The organism is Richelia sinica FACHB-800, assembly GCF_014698825.1.
Lineage (GTDB): Bacteria > Cyanobacteriota > Cyanobacteriia > Cyanobacteriales > Nostocaceae > FACHB-800.
On record NZ_JACJTT010000052.1, the window covers coordinates 1 to 20,877 of the forward strand.

Annotated in this window: 1 protein-coding gene; it reads right to left on the reverse strand. The window is 41.4% G+C overall.

Annotated elements, in window-relative coordinates; genetic code table 11:
* A partial coding sequence (locus H6G73_RS22400; protein ID WP_190608476.1) for a DUF4347 domain-containing protein occupies positions 1-20,237 on the reverse strand: 20,237 nt, incomplete at its 3' end.
* Positions 20,238-20,877: the final 640 nt, after the last annotated feature.

Genomic DNA, 20,877 nt, shown 5'->3' on the forward strand with positions numbered 1-20,877 from the left:
CCTGCATCTCCACCAATTACCATGTCATTCCCACTGCCAGTGGCGATGATATCTACTCCACCATTGGTTTCATTGAGGCTTTGAATGGTATCTGCGGTTGTTGCATTTCCATCTGTTCCGTTGTAGGCAATTGATCCACTATCCCCGATGACGATGTTGTTGCCGTTGTTGACATTGATATTGTCTATTCCGATTCCGCCAATTACTACATCATCACCGTTTCCTGTGGTAATTGAATCATTGCCACCCTGAGCCGTATCAGTGCTAGTAACTGTTTGTATTTGGTTATTATTTAACGAAATACTGCCGTTATCGCCCAAAATAACATTATTGCCACTGCTGGATGTAATTACATCATTACCAGAACCACCCAAAACAATGTCATCACCTTCGCCAACAGTAATATTATCCTTACCTTCACCACCTACTACTGTTGTTGTAATACTTGTGAGATTACTGTTATTGTCGAAGGTTGCTGAACCATGATCACCGACAACAACATCATTAGCTCTATCTCCTAAGCTTGACCCGGAGTCAATGGTATCATCACCACTACCACCAAAGATGACATCATTACCTTCTCCTGTCGTAATTATGTCGTTGGTTGAACTATTACCCACTAGAGAAGACACTACTAGAGCTTGTGGTAGATGGCGTTGAGTTAATTCGTTACCCAATAAGTCTTTAACTGAACCGCGATCGCCAATAACTATATCATTTCCAGCCCCTGCATCAATTACGTCGTCGCCGAGATTACCAATGATCAGATCGTCTTGTTCATTACCAAACAGAGTGTCATTCAGGTTACTACCATAGGCAGTGTCTTTCCCTTCTTGACCATACACTGTAACGGCAACAGGTGATTGAGAAGCATCTATAACATCATCACCTGTTTCTCCATAAATTGTTAGAGATGCTAAAGGATTAACTACAAAGGAATTGACAGTAATATCATCATCACCTGAACGAGCATAAAGCCGAGTATGATCACTGCCATGTAAAGCATTGATGGTAATATCATCATCGCCTGAACTGGTGATGATATCTAAGCCATTGCTGAAATTACCTCCATTAGCGACATAGTAAATTTCACCTGCGGCCATGCCAGTAATTTGAATATACTCATCACTGTATTGTTGAAAAATGGTATCTCCTGTCGGATCACCTTCATCATTGATCATCAGTTGATTATTACCAACTCCTGCGTCAATTCTGACATCACCGAGGAAATCATCTACAGATAGTTCATGGGTGGAAATTGGATCAATGGGGTTTTCTTGGTTGGAGAGGATAATCTCATCGTTACCTTGTCCTGTGATGACGGAAACTTCGCTATTAGCTTGACCTAAACTGTCATAAACTTTAACAACATCGTTATTGCTTCCTGTGTAAACTGTCAATTTTTCAACAGTATTAAAATCGGTGTGAATTCCGCCATTGTTTAAACCAGTTAGGGATAAGACTTCCCAAGACTCAGTTTCTCGAATTTGAGCAATAACTGAACTGCCCCCATTATTAGATGCAAAGGTTTGAGTTTTGACGTTTTCGGGAGCAATTTGATCGTTTACTTCGTAATTATTTAGATAATGTTGGACTTGAGAAATTAAACTACTAACATCATCAAAGCCTTCTGCTGCTTGATCTTTACGAGATTCACTGAGAACTTGTATAGCTACTTGGCTCAAGTTTCTCAGGAACTTGTATTGTTGACTTAAGACGAAGTTTAGATTTTCTAAGGTTGAACCATCAGGTAGTTCTCCTAACTTGGTTTGTAAGTCAGTAATGATGGCATCTAATTCGGCTTTGTCTGCGATCGCAGTTTGACTCGCTTCCAGAGCATTTTGATAGTTAGTCGTTGCTGTTTGCTTGCTATCTAATGCTTGCAGATATTGAGGATCATTACTGTAATCAAAGGTGACAGTAAAGCTGAGAGTACGGAAGAAGAACCAATTAAAGACGATTGTATAAGCGGAGCTAAGACTATTGTTAACATTGGTAAATTTAGTTTCTGCTTCAGTTTTCAGGTTGTTGAAGAAGTTAACAATGGCTGCATTGCTATTAACAATATTTTCTAATTCCTCTTGGTCGTACTCTAGGGATTTAAGCTGAGAACTATATTTTGCTTCTAGTCTTAGATCATCTAAGACACTTAAAACCGCATTGATTTGACTGAGATTATTTTCATATTCAGCTTTGAAAGCCTCAAAATCAAATCCATCCTCTAGGTAATTCTTTGCTGTTTCAAATTTGAGAATATCTCGATAGACAGCGCGGAAGTCATCATATTTATCATCCCTATAGTTAGTGAAGTTTTCAGCTAATTCCTGTGCGTCTTTATAACTATTAACAACTTTGATGAAATTACTGTCACTATTGTATAAGGTAATGGCTTCATTCCAATTGACTACATTATTAAATTTACTGACAGTTGGTAGGTTATTCCAAAGGTTGCCAGCTTCTACTAGGGTCGCTTTTTCTTCTGTGAATAAGACATCCTTTAAGATTTGTAGCCGTTCTATTCCTACCCAATTATCCCAAGAATTTGTATTAGTAACTTCTGTATTTAAGTTACTATTTAATGCCGTTAATTTCGTTTGTAATGCAGCGATCGCACTTCCTAGATTATTGGTGGTCGTTTCCAACGTATTAGCGGCGCTAATGGCTTGATCTAAAAGATTCTTAGTAACATTAGCCGAATTATTAATCTCTGTCTCAATCGTAGTTAAAACAGTTTTAACACCGCTACCATAAAGGTCACTTTCTATCCAAATGACTGCGGTATTACTGGGATCATCTGTGCGGGCTGCCTCATTATAATAGGCATCTATTTGGGAATCATTAAAGTAATCACTCAACAGGGATTTGGCACTTGCTTTTTCAGCTTGTAATCGGCCAATTTCTTCTTGTTTTTGTTTTGCTGATGCTTCTAAGCTGACAATATTATCAACTGCCGTTTTTAATGTACTATCTTGATTGACATCAAGAGTAAAGGTATCCGTAAAGGTTTGTTCCTCTGTTGTAGTAATAGGAAAACCAAAGACATAGGTTGTGGTGACTTTAACTTCTTTGATATCGACTGAAAGGGTTAATGTTTGATTAGTCGCATTATACCCGTCAAGAATATCACCAGCATCAATATCACTCAATACTGTATAACTCGCTTTTACATCCTGACCAAATAAACCCCCGAAAATCAGATTAGACTGCTGGCTAATACTGTTCTTGATACTATCAACGATGATATTAACAGCGTCAACATTGTTATCTCGTTGTACTATTAGTTGATCGTATGCAGTTTGGGCATTAGCTTCTCCTTCACGAGCATTGAAATAGTCAACTAAACTGGTTTTGACAAATGTATTAATCAGTCCCTTTTGTTCAGCTATTAACTGAATAATACCTTGTGCAAAGTCAGTTTTGGCTAGTTCTAAACTATCACTAATATTTTCGCCGATTTCATTGCTGGCTTGAATGGCTATTGCTTTCAGGTCATTCAGATTTAACTTAGCCAGGATTTCTTGAACATAAACAATGGAATCTTGTTGTAAAAGTTGACCCATTGCTTGATTTTCTGCATCGGTAATGTTAGCAAATTCTAGAGCATTGGTAATCTTGCTTAATTTATCCTGTTCAAACTGATGGACAACGGTGGATTTTTCTAAAGTAATCTCTGATTCTGTATCCAGTGCGTTACTATTAACGTTAACCTGATCTTCCCCTGCGTCACCTATTAAGAATAAATTATTATTGACTTGGTTAACCGTCCCGTCACCAACTTCAAAGGTATCATCACCTGAATTACCATGAACAAAGGTTTGACCAGCAATACTCTTAATCTCAAAGACATCATTAGCTTGTCCACCTTCAACATAGGTCTTACCTAAATAAGACTCATTATCTAGTAATAAGTTATTAGCATTATTACTATTGAGATTGATAGTAATTTCTTCAAATTTTGGCTGTAATACCCCAGTTTGACTATTAACTTTTTCGGCTTCAAAGTAAATTAAAGGTGCATGATCTTGTTTATATAAGGTATGCCATGTCTCATTCTTGATGATTTCAACTGATTGAATATATCCTGCTTGTACTTCCAACTCTATGGGATTAGCAGTAATTAAACTGACACCGATAATATCCTTATAAACAATATCATCTTTGATGAGTTCCCGATATTGTGCTTCAAAGGCTAATTTCTGTCCTTGACTATTGGTAATGCTAACTAATTCGTAGAGTTTATCACTGCGGCTAGGATCTGGATGATTGGATTCAATATAGTTAGCAGTGTAACCTGTACCAGCTAAGAAAAGACTTAATTGCTCCCTAGCTGTGACAAGGTTGCCATTATTATCTAAGAGAGTTTGGAAGACTGCATAAGATACCTCACTAGGAATAGTAATGGTTTCAGTTTCATTTCCTGTTAAGGCCAATAACCGGTTAATTAATTCCCGGTCGTAGTATCGGTCATTAAATACAATTTGATTTCTGAGATAATCATTGATAATTTCCTTAACCGCAGCACTTCCGACCTCTGATAAGGAGGATAATTGAGCGATTAAATCAGTTGTAGTTGTATTGGTACTACTACTGGGATAAATGACTTTGGTTAGATCGGTGTTAATGCCTTTCTTGTATAAGGTTGCTGCATCAAATGTCAGATTTGTTGAACCAGTCTGATTATTGAAGACTATGGTATCAATTAAACCATCTGTATCTTGAATTAAAACTGGTGAGGCGATCGCATCAAGATTAGTAGATGCTTGAATAATTTTACGTTGAGTATTAGCAGGTTCGTTAATATTAAAGGGAACAACCCGATCTAAATTATCAGTTAATTCAATTCCCAATCCATAATCAATCTCAACCTCTCCAGCACCTTCATAACCGTTGACTGTAGCGTATTCGGTGCGACTACGAGAGGGGAAATTCAGGTTAATGGTTAGTTCTTCACCACCGACATAAATGGTATCACTACCTGCACCTGTGTTAATAACTAAGTCACCAATGTTCCCTAAATCAACACCGTAAACATAAACACGGTCATCTCCTCGACCTGTAACCAGTTGTATTCTTTCAATATTCAGTAATTCTTTTAACTTAACCCCAGCACCATAAATCCGTTGAATTGTCTCACCATTTTCCTCTTCGGTAAAGACATAGAAGGTATCACTTAAGACTGTACCCACAATGGCAACGGAATCAAAACCTGCCCCTCCGTCAATACTAACGTTAGCATTTTCTACATATACAAGGGAATCTACATCTACCTCACGAGTATCATTTTGTTTTTGATCTGATTCGCTATTTTCACCTGTTGTTCCACTAACAGTAGCGACTTTATTATTTAACTCGATTAAATCCTCATCCTCGCTAAAGGTTAAGAGGGCTTTTACAAAGAAGAGGTCGTCACCGTTATCCCCAAATAACTGAATATCAGCACGATTATGATTCACCTCAAAATAGTCATCATCTGCACCACCATAGAAGTTCATTTCAAAGGATGCACCATGTGTGACTTCTGTGACTACTACTACTTCTTGACCTTCGACTAAGACTAATTCTGTGGCTAAAATTGAACCAACATAGAATTGGTCCTTTCCAGCATTACCAAAGACATCAATTTCTTGGGCAGTATCATCACTAACGATCTTGTCATCCCCATCGCCAGCAAAAACAACCACTTGCTCGATGGTCGAATAATTTAAGACCTGGTAATTCTCTCCTGATTGTAAACTGGCAACGGAAACATCAGTTAAACTATCCGTATTGTCTAGATCCTTCGCTTGATAGGCTTGAGCATCGCCATCGAAGTGAGAAATTAATAAACCCTCTCCATGATTGCCATAACCTAACCATCTGTCTTGACTAAATTCTTGATTGGGATCTTCCTCAGCAATATAAACGGTATCTAACTGAATTAAATCATTTTGACTACTGCCCAAATAAGTTAATTCATCTATGCCGGAAACCCCTCGATCCCATAATTTAATAAAACTACGACCTAAATTAGAAGCGGCAATCGTTACTTGATAAGTATCACCATCTTGACCACCATCAATTTCTAAATAAGCGTTTAATCCTGCAAAATCTCCGTCTCCATCAAAAACGGTGATCTGATCACCTCCATCATCCGTAGCAAGATAAGTTTGACCATTAAAGGCTTCTACTTTCACTGCATCTGCGCCATCACCAGTGTTAACGTTCGTAGTATCAACAATGGTACTGAAAACGGTCAAATCATCATCATATTCTCCTAAGGTCAGATTAACTGTTTCAAAGTTTTGGTAATTGATCGGACTTGTCATACCAAATCCGGTTAATTGTTGGTCTGACAATTGACCACTTTGACCTACGGGCGCACCACTATTATAAATAATCAGGGTATCTTGCTCACTACCATCCCCATTCAGATTCAGGATAGCTTGAATGCCAAAGAGATCGTTGTTATTACTGCTAACGGTAACTGTGTCTTTTCCACTTTCACTATCAATATTAGTTACTCCAGAGATGGTTTTCACTCGAATCTGATCATCTCCATCGTTACCATAAAGATTAGTTACCTCAGTGTGGGTACTATCAACGGTAAAGTTATCGTTGGCTTGACCTAAATAGATATTCAGGATTTCGGCAGTATCGTATTGAATGTATTGTCCTAAATCTAAGCCGTAAATCTTATCAGAGGTAAGAATACCACTAGATTCGGAAGTAGATAACTCATTATCAATGTTGATAATATCGTTATCTCCACTACCTTCTATGCGTAAGATGGCATTTATATCCTTAATCTTGCGATTGTTATTGCCAACATTGGTGACATCATCTCCTAAACCGCCAACAATCAAGGAATTGCGATTAATCTTCTTAACGTTGACCAGATCAGCCCCTGCTTCGCCATAAATATTGGTTTCACCGTCCGCTGTTTCGATGGTCAAATTATCATCCCCTGCTCCTAAAGACACATTGGTGGTTGCCAGGGTATTTTCAATGGTAACTGTATCATTTCCACCGCCTAGCAGAACGTTCAAGGACTCTATTCTGGTGTATTGGAGGGAGACATCCATACCAGTTACAGACACTGTATTGCTGGTGATAATGCCCGTATTATCTTCTCCTACGGTAGCACCTGTATCATCAATGTAGAGATAATCGGTAACGCCTAAATCATCGCCGCCAGATACGGTAATTAAGGCATTGATGGGACTTACATCACGGTTTAATTTGCCAATATTAATGGTATCGCTGTCTGTTCCTGCGTCAACGGTAATGGCTGCGGTATTAGCTTCAATATTGATCGTGTCGCTACCACTACCACCGTTAATATAGGTTGCATAGCCATTCGATAGGACATTGATAGTATCGTTATCACTATTTCCATTAACGGTCAAAAGTGACTTATTACCCTCGATATTAATGGTGTCAAGACCGACATCACCATTGACAATGACCGTACTATCAGAACCAGTATCTTTTACTAAAACGGTATCGTTGCCACCTTGAGCATTAACTGTCAGGTGATCGGACGCATTGTTAATGGTGACTACATCAGCACCAGCACCCGCATTAATGGTTGTTGTTTCAGTAGTCCCAGTGGCTGAATTATGGGTATTGTTAACGGTGAAAGTATTGTTACCACTACCAAGGGATATATCTAGGTCTTCAAAGTTTGCATAGTTAATGCCAGCAGTTAGCCCTAATCCAGTGATGGTAGTAGAGGTAAGTGTACCAGTATTGGCAGTGTTGTCTCCCGTATCATCCAAGCTGAGGATGTCGCGATCGCTGCTGGATGTTCCACTATCAATAGTTAGCAGGGCATTAATGCCGTTAAGTGTTCCATTGGTATTAGATCCATTAGCATTGCTACCAATACGGAATGTATCCGCCATCGCACCACCATTGATGGTTAACAGACTACTGGTAGAAAGGATGTTAAAGCGATCTGCGCCTCCATTGCCCAAAATGGTTGTTTGGCTGACACCCGCGTTGGTGCTGGCGACGGTGAAATGATCTGTATTGCTTCCTAGTGCTACATTGAGGCTGGCGAGACTGCCATAGTTGATACTGCCTCCCATACCGAGGCCAGTCAGTTGAGATGAGGTGAGGTTTCCAGCAGTGGTGTCTATGTTACTAGCGTTGTCGCCAGAATCATCAATGTTGAGAACATCGTTACTATCAGAGGCAACAGAGAGAATACCATTAATGGCATTGAGATTACCGTTGGAGTTGTTGTTGGGATTGGTGGTAGTACCTGAAGCATTCGAGCCAACATTGATTGTATCTAAATCAGCCCCACCAACAGTAGTAACGTTGGCAACAAGGCTCTTGACATTGATGATATCAGCCCCGCCCAGTGTGTTGAAAATAATGCGATCGCCACTATCAGTGCCAGAGATAACGGTTTCCTGTCCCTGATTCCAGTTAGCCGTCGTGGTTGGAACAACCTCAGAGCTAGTTAAGGGATTGGGTGATGAGATGAGTATCTGATTACTTGCTGGGGATAGGGTCTCACTACCTACAACAGTAAGCACATCAGGACTATCAAGTAGGTTGACAGTAACAGTGTCATCAAACTGATTATTTTCTGCTAGATCGACGGCAACGCTATCAATGCCAATGGAGCGGAAATTACCAATTAAGGTGACTGTATCATTGCCTTCTGCGGGAACTACAGATATTTTCTCGAAGGTAGAAGCATTAAATAAACCATTGCCATCTCTGATCTCAACAATCTCATTAATGACTTCCATAGTAATATTATCTGCGCCTGATGTTCCTCGGATTTCCAAGGTGTCGAGGTCTCCATCACCTTCTATGTCATCATTCCTGAGATCACCAATTGTTCCAAATATAACATCATTGCCAATACCACCGCGGATTTGGTCAGTACCACCTTGGCCTTCTAGATAATCATTACCTGTATCACCATCAAGATCATCGTTACCGTAACCCCCAATCAGTATATCGTCACCCTCGCCACCACTAAAGGTAACTTTCCCATTACCTGCGGAAGCTAGGATATCATCGTCACTGCCACCCTGAGCATTAACATCAATGCCAAATCCCGCAGTCAGGGTCAGAGAATCATCATCATCGCCAAAGTCAGCTTCAACTCGTGTTACACCTTGGTAAACTTCTGCCCTGCCGAAAGCCTCTACTAAGACTGCACCTCCACCATAATCAGTTAAGCGGTAGTCTTCAGCAGTTATAGCCCGTCCAACATTACGATTGGATGCTTTGTCTCCAACATTTAGGGAAAGGACGCCATCATTCACGGAGGCTAGTTGTGGGGGAAGTTGTGGGAAGATACTTCCTGGTATAGCGATTGTAGCGATCGTGCCACCTGCCTTCACTTCCCAGAAAAGCACACGCACGCGACCTTCTGCATACAGTGTCAGGATGGTTTGATCAGGGCCGAAAGTCGCACTTCCTCCCAGAGTCACACCAGCACCCAAGGGGATGCCAATGATTTCCAGGGTGACATCACCACTGACCAATACGGTTAGGGTATAGGTGTCGTCGGGGTTGTAAACATAATTTGTGCCTGACTTGATCAGTGATATTGTGCCACCGACCTGACCAGAGATCGAAAAGCCCGGAATACCGAAGTACAGACCACCGTAAGCAGAAAGACTGAATTGACCATCAGATTGAATCCAACCATCAGCCCCAAGAATAATTGGTCCAAGTCTACCATCAAGGTCTATTCCTACTCGCCAGGTGTTATAACCACCTGTACCAACTTCGATGTCGAAACCCCCACTCAGTGAGAGAATCCCAGCGATGGTTAAAGAACCATCTAGATCAAGGGTGAAGATATCCGTAGCTCCCCTTGTGTCAATGAGCAAGTCCCCTGAAGCGTTAACGTGGAGCAGAGAGGTCAGGGAAGCATCTAATTCTACATCTGTTTTGAGATATAATCCCGCCTGGGAAATATCTAATACCCCAGTGGCATTGAAGTCTAGGTCTATACCCTGCACACCAATTTCAAATCCCAAATCTGCATAAAGCTGGAAATTAGTGTTCGTGACAGCGATACCACCTGTGATGGAAGCCTCGGCAAAACCAGCAAAGTTCGCTCTACCTCGAACCACAGCAACAACGTAACTATTTGCTGAAGTGTTGTATAGAATTTCACCTTCTGCATCTGGATCTAGTAGGTTGTTCACTGTGATCACATCAGCGATATCAGGTGCGTAGGCGGCGATGGTATAGGTATTGCCATCTAAACGCTCAAGAAGCTCATCAGCTAAGGGGCTATTGGAATCCTCAAGGAAGTTAATAATCCGATCCGGTAGAGTTATTGATTGCTCTTTACCAGTCGTATTAATCAACACTCGTGCGCCAACTTCCAGGTCTAGTACAGGGATGTTAACATCTAGGTCAACGTCGAGATCAGCAGCAAATCCATCAGCAGTAATTACAAAAGCACCCAAGGCACTAATGTCAAGCAAGGAATTATCAGGAGATGAGATATCTGCACCTAGTCGCAGATCAGCTGTAGCGAGAACCTTAAAGGATTCGTCATCAAGCTCAAGGAAGAATGTACCCAGCAGAGCAGCGATCGCTTGACCATCTGGTTTAACAATGACTTCGCCCGCAAATTCAACATTGAGCAAGGATTCATCAAAACCAAGGATGACGGGATAGTCTGGATCACCCGTATTCACGGCAAAACCGTTATCACTTTCGTCATCGGGATCATTGGGAAAACTTGCTTGGAAGTCAATGGCAGCTAAAGAAGAATTCTCTAGGTTTTCTGTATCTAATCGAGCGCCAAAGTTAATTTGAGTGCTTAGGGTTGCATTGATTTCTAAGAAATCTAAACCAACGGTCTCTAGAGAATCTACGGAGAAGTCGAGAGCAAAATAGACCGCTGGATTTAGGAGATCCGTCGATAAACCCACGAACGCGCCAAGGTTGAGGTCATTGAGTGCTAGACCTTTCGCATTGGGATTCACCTCTCCTGGTAAGGGATTTCCGGCAATGTCACGATCAAGATCCTTGTTACCATTGCCATCTAAGAAATAAGGACCATCCCAACCAATGAAACCAAAGACGTTGGAAGCACCGATGGTCATTGTGGTAACTGTATCAGTTGTTCCATCAGTGAGGATGACATCTTCTTCAGGCCCAAGCTCGAAGGCAACATTACCATAGAGTGTCACCACACCTGAGACATCTAGTTCGACAAATCCCTGGGCGCGGATCAGGGCAGAATCCATACTCAGATAAACAGGTACATTACCTGTATTGACCTCAAAGCCCAGAGGATCGATCTTGTCATCACCATCACGATCAGCATCTCGAACTACTGCTTCATCACCGTCAAACAGGACTGCTGCTTCCAGAATTTCCAGCTTACCGTTCTGATTGGTATCCAAGATATCGAGCAGCATCTCATGATCAACTACTGTGGCATCTGTAGTAGTAATTGAACCCAATGCAGAGATGAGTGAGGCAGAAGGATCGGTCAGATTACCATACAGCGTTGCTAAATCACCCAAAGTGAGTTCACCATCATCATTGGCATCAAACAGAGCGACCTGTTCACTAGCAAACTGCTCAGTGTTTGCAAAGTCAACCACAGGGAATAATGGCAACCCAGAAATAGTGGGACTTGACTGATTCACTTCAACAAGTAACCGTTCAGCTTTGAGTGTGACATCTTCAATGCCTTCCAAGCTAATTAATTCTGCACTGGCTTTCAGGGAGAAATACTGAGATGGATCAATGGTATTGGTTGGGCGCATCACTGCCATACCAAAATCAAAATCTTCAATTACCAGACCAACAGCACCAGTATAGGAATCATCACGGGTCACATTACCGTTTTCATCGTACTTCCAGTATGGACCGCCCATACCAACAAAGGCATTTACATTTGATGCACCGATGGTCATAAAGGATAGTTCGGTCTTCTGACCACCGAGGGCAGGGAAAGCCTCTACTAATTCCTCAACTGTGTCAATTCCGCCGTCGGGCAAGATATTCAAGTTTTCAAGATAATTTAGGGCATCATCTAGATTTTCACTAATCAGATCAGTGAGTAATCCACCAGTGACATCAACCGTTTGTACCTCACCTTTTTCAAATGCCAAACTACCAGTTATGTAGACAAATTCAGATACCTGAACTGTGGCTCGCTCAACACTAGCTAGGATTGTCTCCCTGTCAAAGTCCAAATAGATAGGCGGACTGGATTCGGTTGATCCTGTTTCTACTTTAAAACCAATGGGTATTTCTGGATCTGCATCTGGATTATTGGAGAAGTTGCTGGCTGTGAAGTCAATGACGGCATTATTGAGGAGAGGTCCGACCGCAGGGATGAGTGTGCCACCTAGATTAAGTTGAACTTCTATATCCTTGGCGGTGAGGTCTAGAATTTCAGCGCCGCCATCTGTGAAACCTGCTTCATCAATGTTGAGTTTGGCTGCGATGAAGGTAGGCAGTGACGGACTAACAATAGGATCAAAGATACCTAGTCCTAGATTGACATTACTAGCATACAGACCAATGGCATCTGGGTTATCAGTGGCAAAGTTTGGAGCATCGATTCTACCGTTACTATTGACATCAAATTCAGTGATATCGACTTCATCATTGAAGAGAACAGAAACTTCACTGATTTCTAGGAACCCGTTATTATTATCATCCAGAATATCTAATAACTTCTGATGATCCACAACTGTCTTATCGTCGAGTTCGATATTCGAGAGGTCTAAGTCAGGTGGAGTATTTGTTAGCTGACTATAAAGGGTAGCGAGGTCGCCGAGGGTAATAGTTCCATCTTGATTATGATCAAATAGCGCTCTCTGTTCACCTCCAAAATTCAGTTTTTCTGCGGGTGGCAATCCGACAAAGGCGTTGGCTTCACTGACACCCACAGCCATCACATCCACATCTAATCCAGAGATGGTGGCAAAATTCTCTCCAAACTCCAGTCCAGCTAGGGGTTGCAGTTGAGCAAAGATTGGTGCAAGCTGGTTATCAACGGTTTGGGAAAGGGCTGTGAGACTCTGACCAAGGCGAATGATTTGAGGGGTAAGGGCTGCGCGGATTTGGAGCTTGATTTGACTGGCTGCTGTGGCGGTGGCAGATTGAATCGCTGAAGATACTGAACCAGCTAAACTACTAACGACGCTGGAGATGGCACCTTCAAGTAAACCACTCATCGCCTCACTGATCAAACTGCTGATGGGACTGAAGACGCTTTCGAGTAGATCCTGGAGTGCGGTTGATGGTAATTGGCTGAGGATCGGACTGAGTAACTGGTCAATGAGAGGAGCTATTGTAGTGCTGAACAGCGAACCAGTTGACTCGTTGAGAGCTTCTGTCATCTCTCCTGTGACGGCTGCTTGGGCTGCTTCTAGTCCTGCGTTGATATTGGCAAAAATGCTGTCAACTACCACATCAATTTGGCTGTTGACTGTATTGAGGATGGTGGCGATCGCATCCTCAAATGCCTGACGTACATCAGCCCGTAGATTTTCCAGTCCACCGTCTAAGCTGGCTAGAGCAGTATTAATCTCATCTCGCACTGACTCACCCAGCTGACCCAAAATAGGAGGAATGCCAGTTTTAATGGTGACCGTTTCCCGACTGCCCAAATCCAGAGCCAGATTACCTTCTACGTAGAGGAATTGACCAAGATCCAAAAGTGCATTATCCGCAGAAGCCCGGATGCGGCGACTAGTAAAGTCGAGAATTTCCGAGGTGTTAGTTCCCGTGGCAATTTCATAACCCTCGCCATCAAAGGAAGAAAAGTCAATTACAGGCAGTGGAGTAGTCGGTGTGGGATTAGGACCAGTTGCTAGATTAAGCTCGACAATCACATTATCGGCATTGGCTTGGACATTATCCACACCAACGAGACCGAGATTATCTGCCGAAGCTTTCAGGGCAATATAGGTAGGTCTACCTGGTGTCACCACTCCCAGAGGTGAAGTTTCACTAAATAAAGCTAGAGCGAGGTTGGCGTTACTGATACTGACACCAACTGCATCGGGATTTAACTGACCCTGCTCATCATAGGCTGGTCCATTAGCACCAACAAACAAATCAAGATCACTGACACCAACATTAATTGCAGACAGAGTTCTTGTACCGCCACCATCAGTCAGTTGCACTCCTGTGATCAGATCACCTTTTTCAAAGGCAAATGCACCCTTGGCATAAACGTAAGAACCAATCTGAAGTTCGGCATCTGAGACAGATGCACGTAGCAGTCCTTTAGAGTAGTCAATATTGAGCGTGCCATTGCCAAGATCAAGGTCATATCCTGCTCCTCCATTCATCTTGGAGAAATCAATCACGGCTGGACCACCGATGACTGCGTTATATTCGACCCGGATATCCGAAGCAGAAAGTTTGAAGTCATCTACCCCAACAACACCGAAATAATCGGCGGATGCTTTCATGGCAATGAAACGGTTTGTAGGTAGGGCAGTGTTACGCATCAACAATAGTCCAAAGTTGGCGTTTTCAATCGCTACTCCCACCGCACTCTCGTTGCGTTTATCATTGAAGTCAATGACTCCATCTTCATTCTCGTCTACAAAGTAGGGTCCATTACCAACAAACATATCAACACTACCTGCTCCCAAGGCGAAGGCATCAACTTGGATTAATTGTGCAGGTGCGTCAGGTAATGAGTTATACAATGGAACAGAAAGCGCATTCTGACGGGTAAAGGAGAACCCACCATTAAGATAGACATAATCCCCTATGGAGATGAGTGCGTTCTCAATCGCCACTCGCTCAGTCTTAGAAGTAAAGTCGAAATCAACCGAGCCACTACCAGTATTTACCGTTAATTTATTGTCCTGGAACTTGGTAAAGTTGATTGCTCGATTCAGTAAGTCACCACTATTAAGCTCGATGCGATAGCCCGATGCCTCGATCTTGATTGAATCATTACCAGAAGAATTGAGTCCCGGCAATGAAATGGATTCAGCCGAAGCACTTACTGCGTAGTAGCTGCTTGCACCAGGGGTGGGGATGGTAGGACTGAAGAGGGCTAGGGCAAGTTGTCCATTTTCTAGTAGTAAACCAGTGGCATTTGGGTTGATGTCATCCTTATCACTATCTGTATCACTATTGTCATCAATAAAGTAAGGACCAGCACCCACAAAAGCATTCATGTTATCAAAACCAATGGTTAGGATATCCATTGTGGTGACTGTGCCATCAGATAGGGTGGTCTGCACTGCCCCTGTTTTGGAGAAGGCAACTCCACCTTTGACTTGGACGAAGCCAGCGATATCAACAATCGCGGTATCAGCAGAGACAGCAATGCTCTTCTGGGTGAAGTCAAGATCAATTGTGCTATCCGTCCCTGTGATAATTGTCGTTACCCCGTCGGCAGTTCCATCTAGTTCATCGAGGGCGCTCTGGGTGAAATCAACAAAACGTTTTGGATCGGCGGCATCAGAACCACCATTGATCTCTACGTTCAACTGATTCAACTCAAATTTAAAGATATTCGGATCTATACCGACGAGCCTAATTTCGTCAGCACTGGCTTTTATCCCGTAATAACTGCTTCGATCTGCTCGGTTGGTAGACTTGAGGAGCATCATACCAAATGCCACATCTTCAATCACCAGACCTGTTGCTCCCTCCTCAGCGCGGACATCATACTTGTCGATGTCACCATCCTCATCGCTATCAACAAAGTATGGTCCTCCCGTACCTACGAAGATGTTGACGTTGTCAGCCCCAATGGTCATTACGGAGAGGTTCTTGGTAGGCGTATTGTTGGGGTTGGTGGGGTTAGTGATGTTAACATCTACAGTCTGTCCTTGACGGAAGGCCATAGAGCCACTCACATACACATATTCATCAATTGCCAGTGTGAGGTCAGCCATCACCTCCAGATCCATACCACGGTTCAGGGAGGCGAGTTGGGTGCCATCTAGACCATAGACATCCCCTTCTTGCTCGGCTAATGCCTTCCAGTCAAGCTTGGTGGTACTGGTGCTATCTGGAATGTTATATAACACATTCAGATTGCCCACATCTGCTGTTATCTCAGATGGAAGACCTAACAGGTTAACCTCGGCAAAATTAGCAGCAACACCCATCCATTTGCGGCTGCCTTTGGTGGGATCTTCTGAAATGGTGGAAAGAGTGAAACCGGCATCAAGAACTTCAAACCCAACATCAGGGGTGCCAATTTTCAAATCAACATCGGAGAAACTAATCAGTAACTGGGAGGCATTTGTTAGGTTGATTACTCCATCATTGACTGATAGTCCTGATACTTTATTGATGCTGAAGTTAGCATTAGCGATCGATAATCCAAAATCATTGTTTTCATCATTATCTAGATCATCATCGTTGTTAACAACAACATCAAATTCTCCTGTTTTCTGCCCAATAAAACCTGTGATTTCTGTACCATTCAGGGTGAAGTCTCTGACTCCATTTGTCAACTTAGAGGCAAACTCCAAAGTCCCACTTAGATAAACATAGTCGGACACAATCAGTTTCGCACTAAACGCCCCTTCAACTGAACCAGCCATACTGTCAATGATGATGGGGGCAACTATGGATGCTTCTACTTCTACCTCATCTATGCCAGCTAATGCTATGGTTCCTGAGTTCAGTGAGAAAAATTTCGTGCTGGTATTCAAGGTAAAGGCTAAATCTTGAATCTTTAAGCCGACATCATCGCTTTCTTCTGTGTTGTTATATTCTGTGTTGATGATGCCTTCATAGCTATCAACATCGAAGAATTCTCCATTTTTCTGCCCCACAAAGGCGTTGATGTCATATCCTTCTAACCCAATGTTTCTGACTCCGTTGACTGTGGCAATATCAATGGCTAATGTGCCACTCATATATACATAGTCTGATACGACTAGTTCGGCACTAAATGACCCTTGAACTGTGCCTGCGGTGGTATTAATGATGATGGGGTCAACTATGGATGCTTCTACTTGGACTTCATCTATGCCTGCTAGTCCAATCGTGCCTGAGTTGAGGGCAAAGTTGCCTGTTCCTGTATTAATCTCAAAGGCTAAATCTTGAATCTTTAAGCCGACATCATCGCTTTCTTGTGTGCTGTTATATTCTGTGTTGATGATGCCTTCATAGCTATCAACATCGAAGAATTCTCCATTTTTCTGCCCCACAAAGGCGTTGATGTCATATCCTTCTAACCCAATGTTTCTGACTCCGTTGACTGTGGCAATATCAATGGCTAATGTGCCACTCATATATACATAGTCTGATACGACTAGTTCGGCACTAAATGACCCTTGAACTGTGCCTGCGGTGGTATTAATGATGATGGGGTCAACTATGGATGCTTCTACTTGGACTTCATCTATGCCTGCTAGTCCAATTGTGCCTGAGTTGAGGGCAAATTCTTTATTTCCTGTATCAATTGAGAAGGCTAGATTGGTTATACTTAATCCCACATCATTGCTTTCGTTATTGCCCGCATCAGCATCGTTGTTAACAACAATATCAAATTCTCCTGTTTTTTGCCCGATAAAGGCAGTCAAACCTTGCCCTTCCAGTGAAAATGTTCGCTCGTTGTTAACAATTTGAGAACCAAAGGTAAGACTTCCTCTCAAGTAGGCATAATCATCAATAGTAATTTCGCCCTCTAAATTAATCAGAAATCCGTTCTGATTCCCTGAAATATTTAGCGGTGGAGTAGATAACGATACATCACTGATGCCTACTAAGCCAATTGTTGCGTTATCCAAATCAAAATTATATGTCCCATCGCTGGAAAGGGCAAAGGTAAAAGCAGCACCCGAAAGAGCAAGTCCTAAATCATCCTCTAGGGTTTCAGTAGATGCTCCTTTTCCAATAAATCCATCTATATTTGTTGCGTTAAAAACAATTTGCTCATTATTATTTATACTTAGGCTGAATTCTGCATCTAGTTTGATAAAATCTTTAACATCTATGTCATATTCTGTTGCTAGTTGATCGAATAGTTTTACGCCATCAAAGCTGATTCCCTCAAATGTTTCTGTCGTTACAATTCCCAGCTCAATTGATTTAAAAAGACTACCTAAGCTAGAAAGTGCTTGACCAGTAGAGATATCACTCTCACTGATACCGGTTACTCCAATTGCACCTAAAATTTGCTCTTGAGAAGCAACATCTTGAACTAATTCTGAGTGACCAATGTTAGGACGTTCATTAATGGTTAACTTGGCGTTAGGATCTCCTAAAAATTGACCAACAGTAGATTCCTTTGTCAGTGTTCCATCACCTTGATTGATAGAGGGTAAATCCTCATACCATACCTCTCCGTCATTAGGAGAGCGTCCTAATAAGGGAGTTGTAAAACTCAAAATTTCATCTTTGAAAAAGCCACCTTCTAAGAGGGGAGCTGGACCTACTCGCTTCTGCACTAAACCAGAAGTTTCCACTCCTGAACCATAAATGACAGATGTGCTAACAGTGCTGTCTATAAAAGCATTACCATTAACATTGCCATTAAGATCCAGTATTAACTCATTGGCATTAATTCCATCAAAGTTGCTATCAGCAGTTAATAATTCATAATTAGAAGGATTTGAAGCATCATCATCATAGAAAGCAAATGTAGGTAATAGATCGTTTAATGTGCGAATATAATTAGTAACAAACTCTTCTTTAGTTACATCAGAATCGATAATATTATTGGCATCTAGAGAGTCAACTAGGGTTAACTTATCAGATGCTGTATCCCAAACGAAATTAGCATCAGGACCGGTAATTGGATTACCACTGATTGCTAAGTCATAGGACTTATCAACCAATAACGCTAAAGCACGGGAAGCGGGTTTGCCACTCCAATCATCCTGAAGAAAGTTAAAGACCTCTGATGTTCCTTCGTTGGGAACGCCTACAAGCACCAAATCTTCTACAGTGGGCAAAACAAAACTATCCGATAGGGTTGCTCCATAGGCATCACTCTGAATATAACTCCGTGCGACTAATCCCCCTGTACTATGGGTGATAATGTCCACTACATCAGATCCTGTTATATCCTTAGCCTTTTGCAGCCAGTAACCTAAGTAATCTACTCCAGACTCAAAGATATTATCACCAACAATATCTTTAACTCCCGTTACAATGCCATCAGCATTGCCATCATTAACCCCAGCTACAGGAAGTCTCCAATCCCAAGCAGCAATGAATAAGTTAGCTCCTGCACTAATATTTTCAGCATCCGTTAGGCTATTGTCATAGGGAGTATAACCCACATTATCCAGAGATTGAACAATATCATAATACGCTTGCCCGAATGGTTCTAGTGCTAACCTGTCAGGACTAAGACCACGATTTACATACCAATCATCTATATTTTTTCTTGCTGCATCATCCGTATTATCAAGGGTTAACTCACCAGGGTCTTTGACAAAACTACCTCCAAAGCCTGGAATAAAGATTACTGGGGTGGTATCTATAGTGGCTAAAGTACCTTGATAATTATCAAAATCTAAACTCTTTGACTCGATCTCTCCAGTTTGTACTTCTAACTCACTATCGCCTCCCAAATGCTTATTCCCTGTCAAGTCATCAGAAGCAGCAATATCTGCATTGGTCAACTTTGCTAACTGCTCAACAAAAGCTTTACCTACAACATCACCTGCTAAGTTGCAGGCATAAATCGAAATGTCTGCATCTTTACTTAAAGCTTTTTCCCAACTCATTAAATGAGACTGATACTGAGAGAGGGTTTTTTGACTCAATTCAGTTGAACCCAGACGTACCAATCCTTCTGCACCATGAGCAACAATATGAACTGCATCAATTCCTTGGCGTTGAGCCAGCACTTCACTAATTTGTGAAATACCATCTTCATCAGATTTTAGAATTATAACTTCTTGATTTGAACCTACTCCGCGCAATAAATTCTCATAATCCTTAACCGTCGGATCTACAAATACAATCTCTTTTCTGGAAAATTCACCCGATCCGTTAAATTCTTCAGTATTGACAACTCCAGCACCCAATAAAATCCCATGCTCACCAACTCCAGTGAGTGAATATATATCAGTAGGGTTACTACTCGGAGATTCATTAAAAACAAACCCTTTAACTAAGATAGAAGTATCATCTAATAGTTGATTTATTAATAATGGTTTGATAGGAGGTATTTCTTCTATTGATAAAATCTGATTATCTTGTTTATTTTCAAATCCCTTTTGCAAAGGATCATCCAGGTCTATTCCAGGAATATTACTTTGATTTAGATTATTATCGTTATTTAAATTAGAACTATCCATAATTTCAATCTCCATTTCACCGTGTCACTTGATTGATGTTGTTTTATATATTTAATTCAACAAATTAATAGAGGAAATCTACAAAAAGCTTACCGATAGTCAACGCCTTGCTTTAAAGAAAGCCGATATTCGCCAATATTTAGGAAGGCAAAAAATAATAGATATATGTCTATGTATTTCATAGTATTTCAGAAGTTTTCCCGAATCGATAGAAAAATGAATAAAAGAAATTTTGCTCACACCGAAACATGGAGCATTAAGTTTTTATGTATTTTGATATATGAAGCAGTGTTTTTAAAGAACTCCTATTTGATTTATTGAAAAAACCTAGTATATTTTTTATTATTAAGAACTAACAACTACTGGCTTTTGCAAGTAATCGTAGCTAGGGTAATTGAAGTTTCAAGGCATAAAATTGCCTTTATCCAATATAGTATAATTCAGTAAATACCACAAGAGGCTTTCATGGAAATTACGTAAATATACTGAAATATGGTTTAGTTAAGGCTGAAAGACTGATTAGTGATATAAAACTGTAAGAGTTTCAACTAGTTCTCCAGTACCTCTGTGTTGTGGCTCTTTAGGTATTATCCATCAAATTGAAGATATGCTTGTGGCTGGAAGGTGAGTTATTCTATCC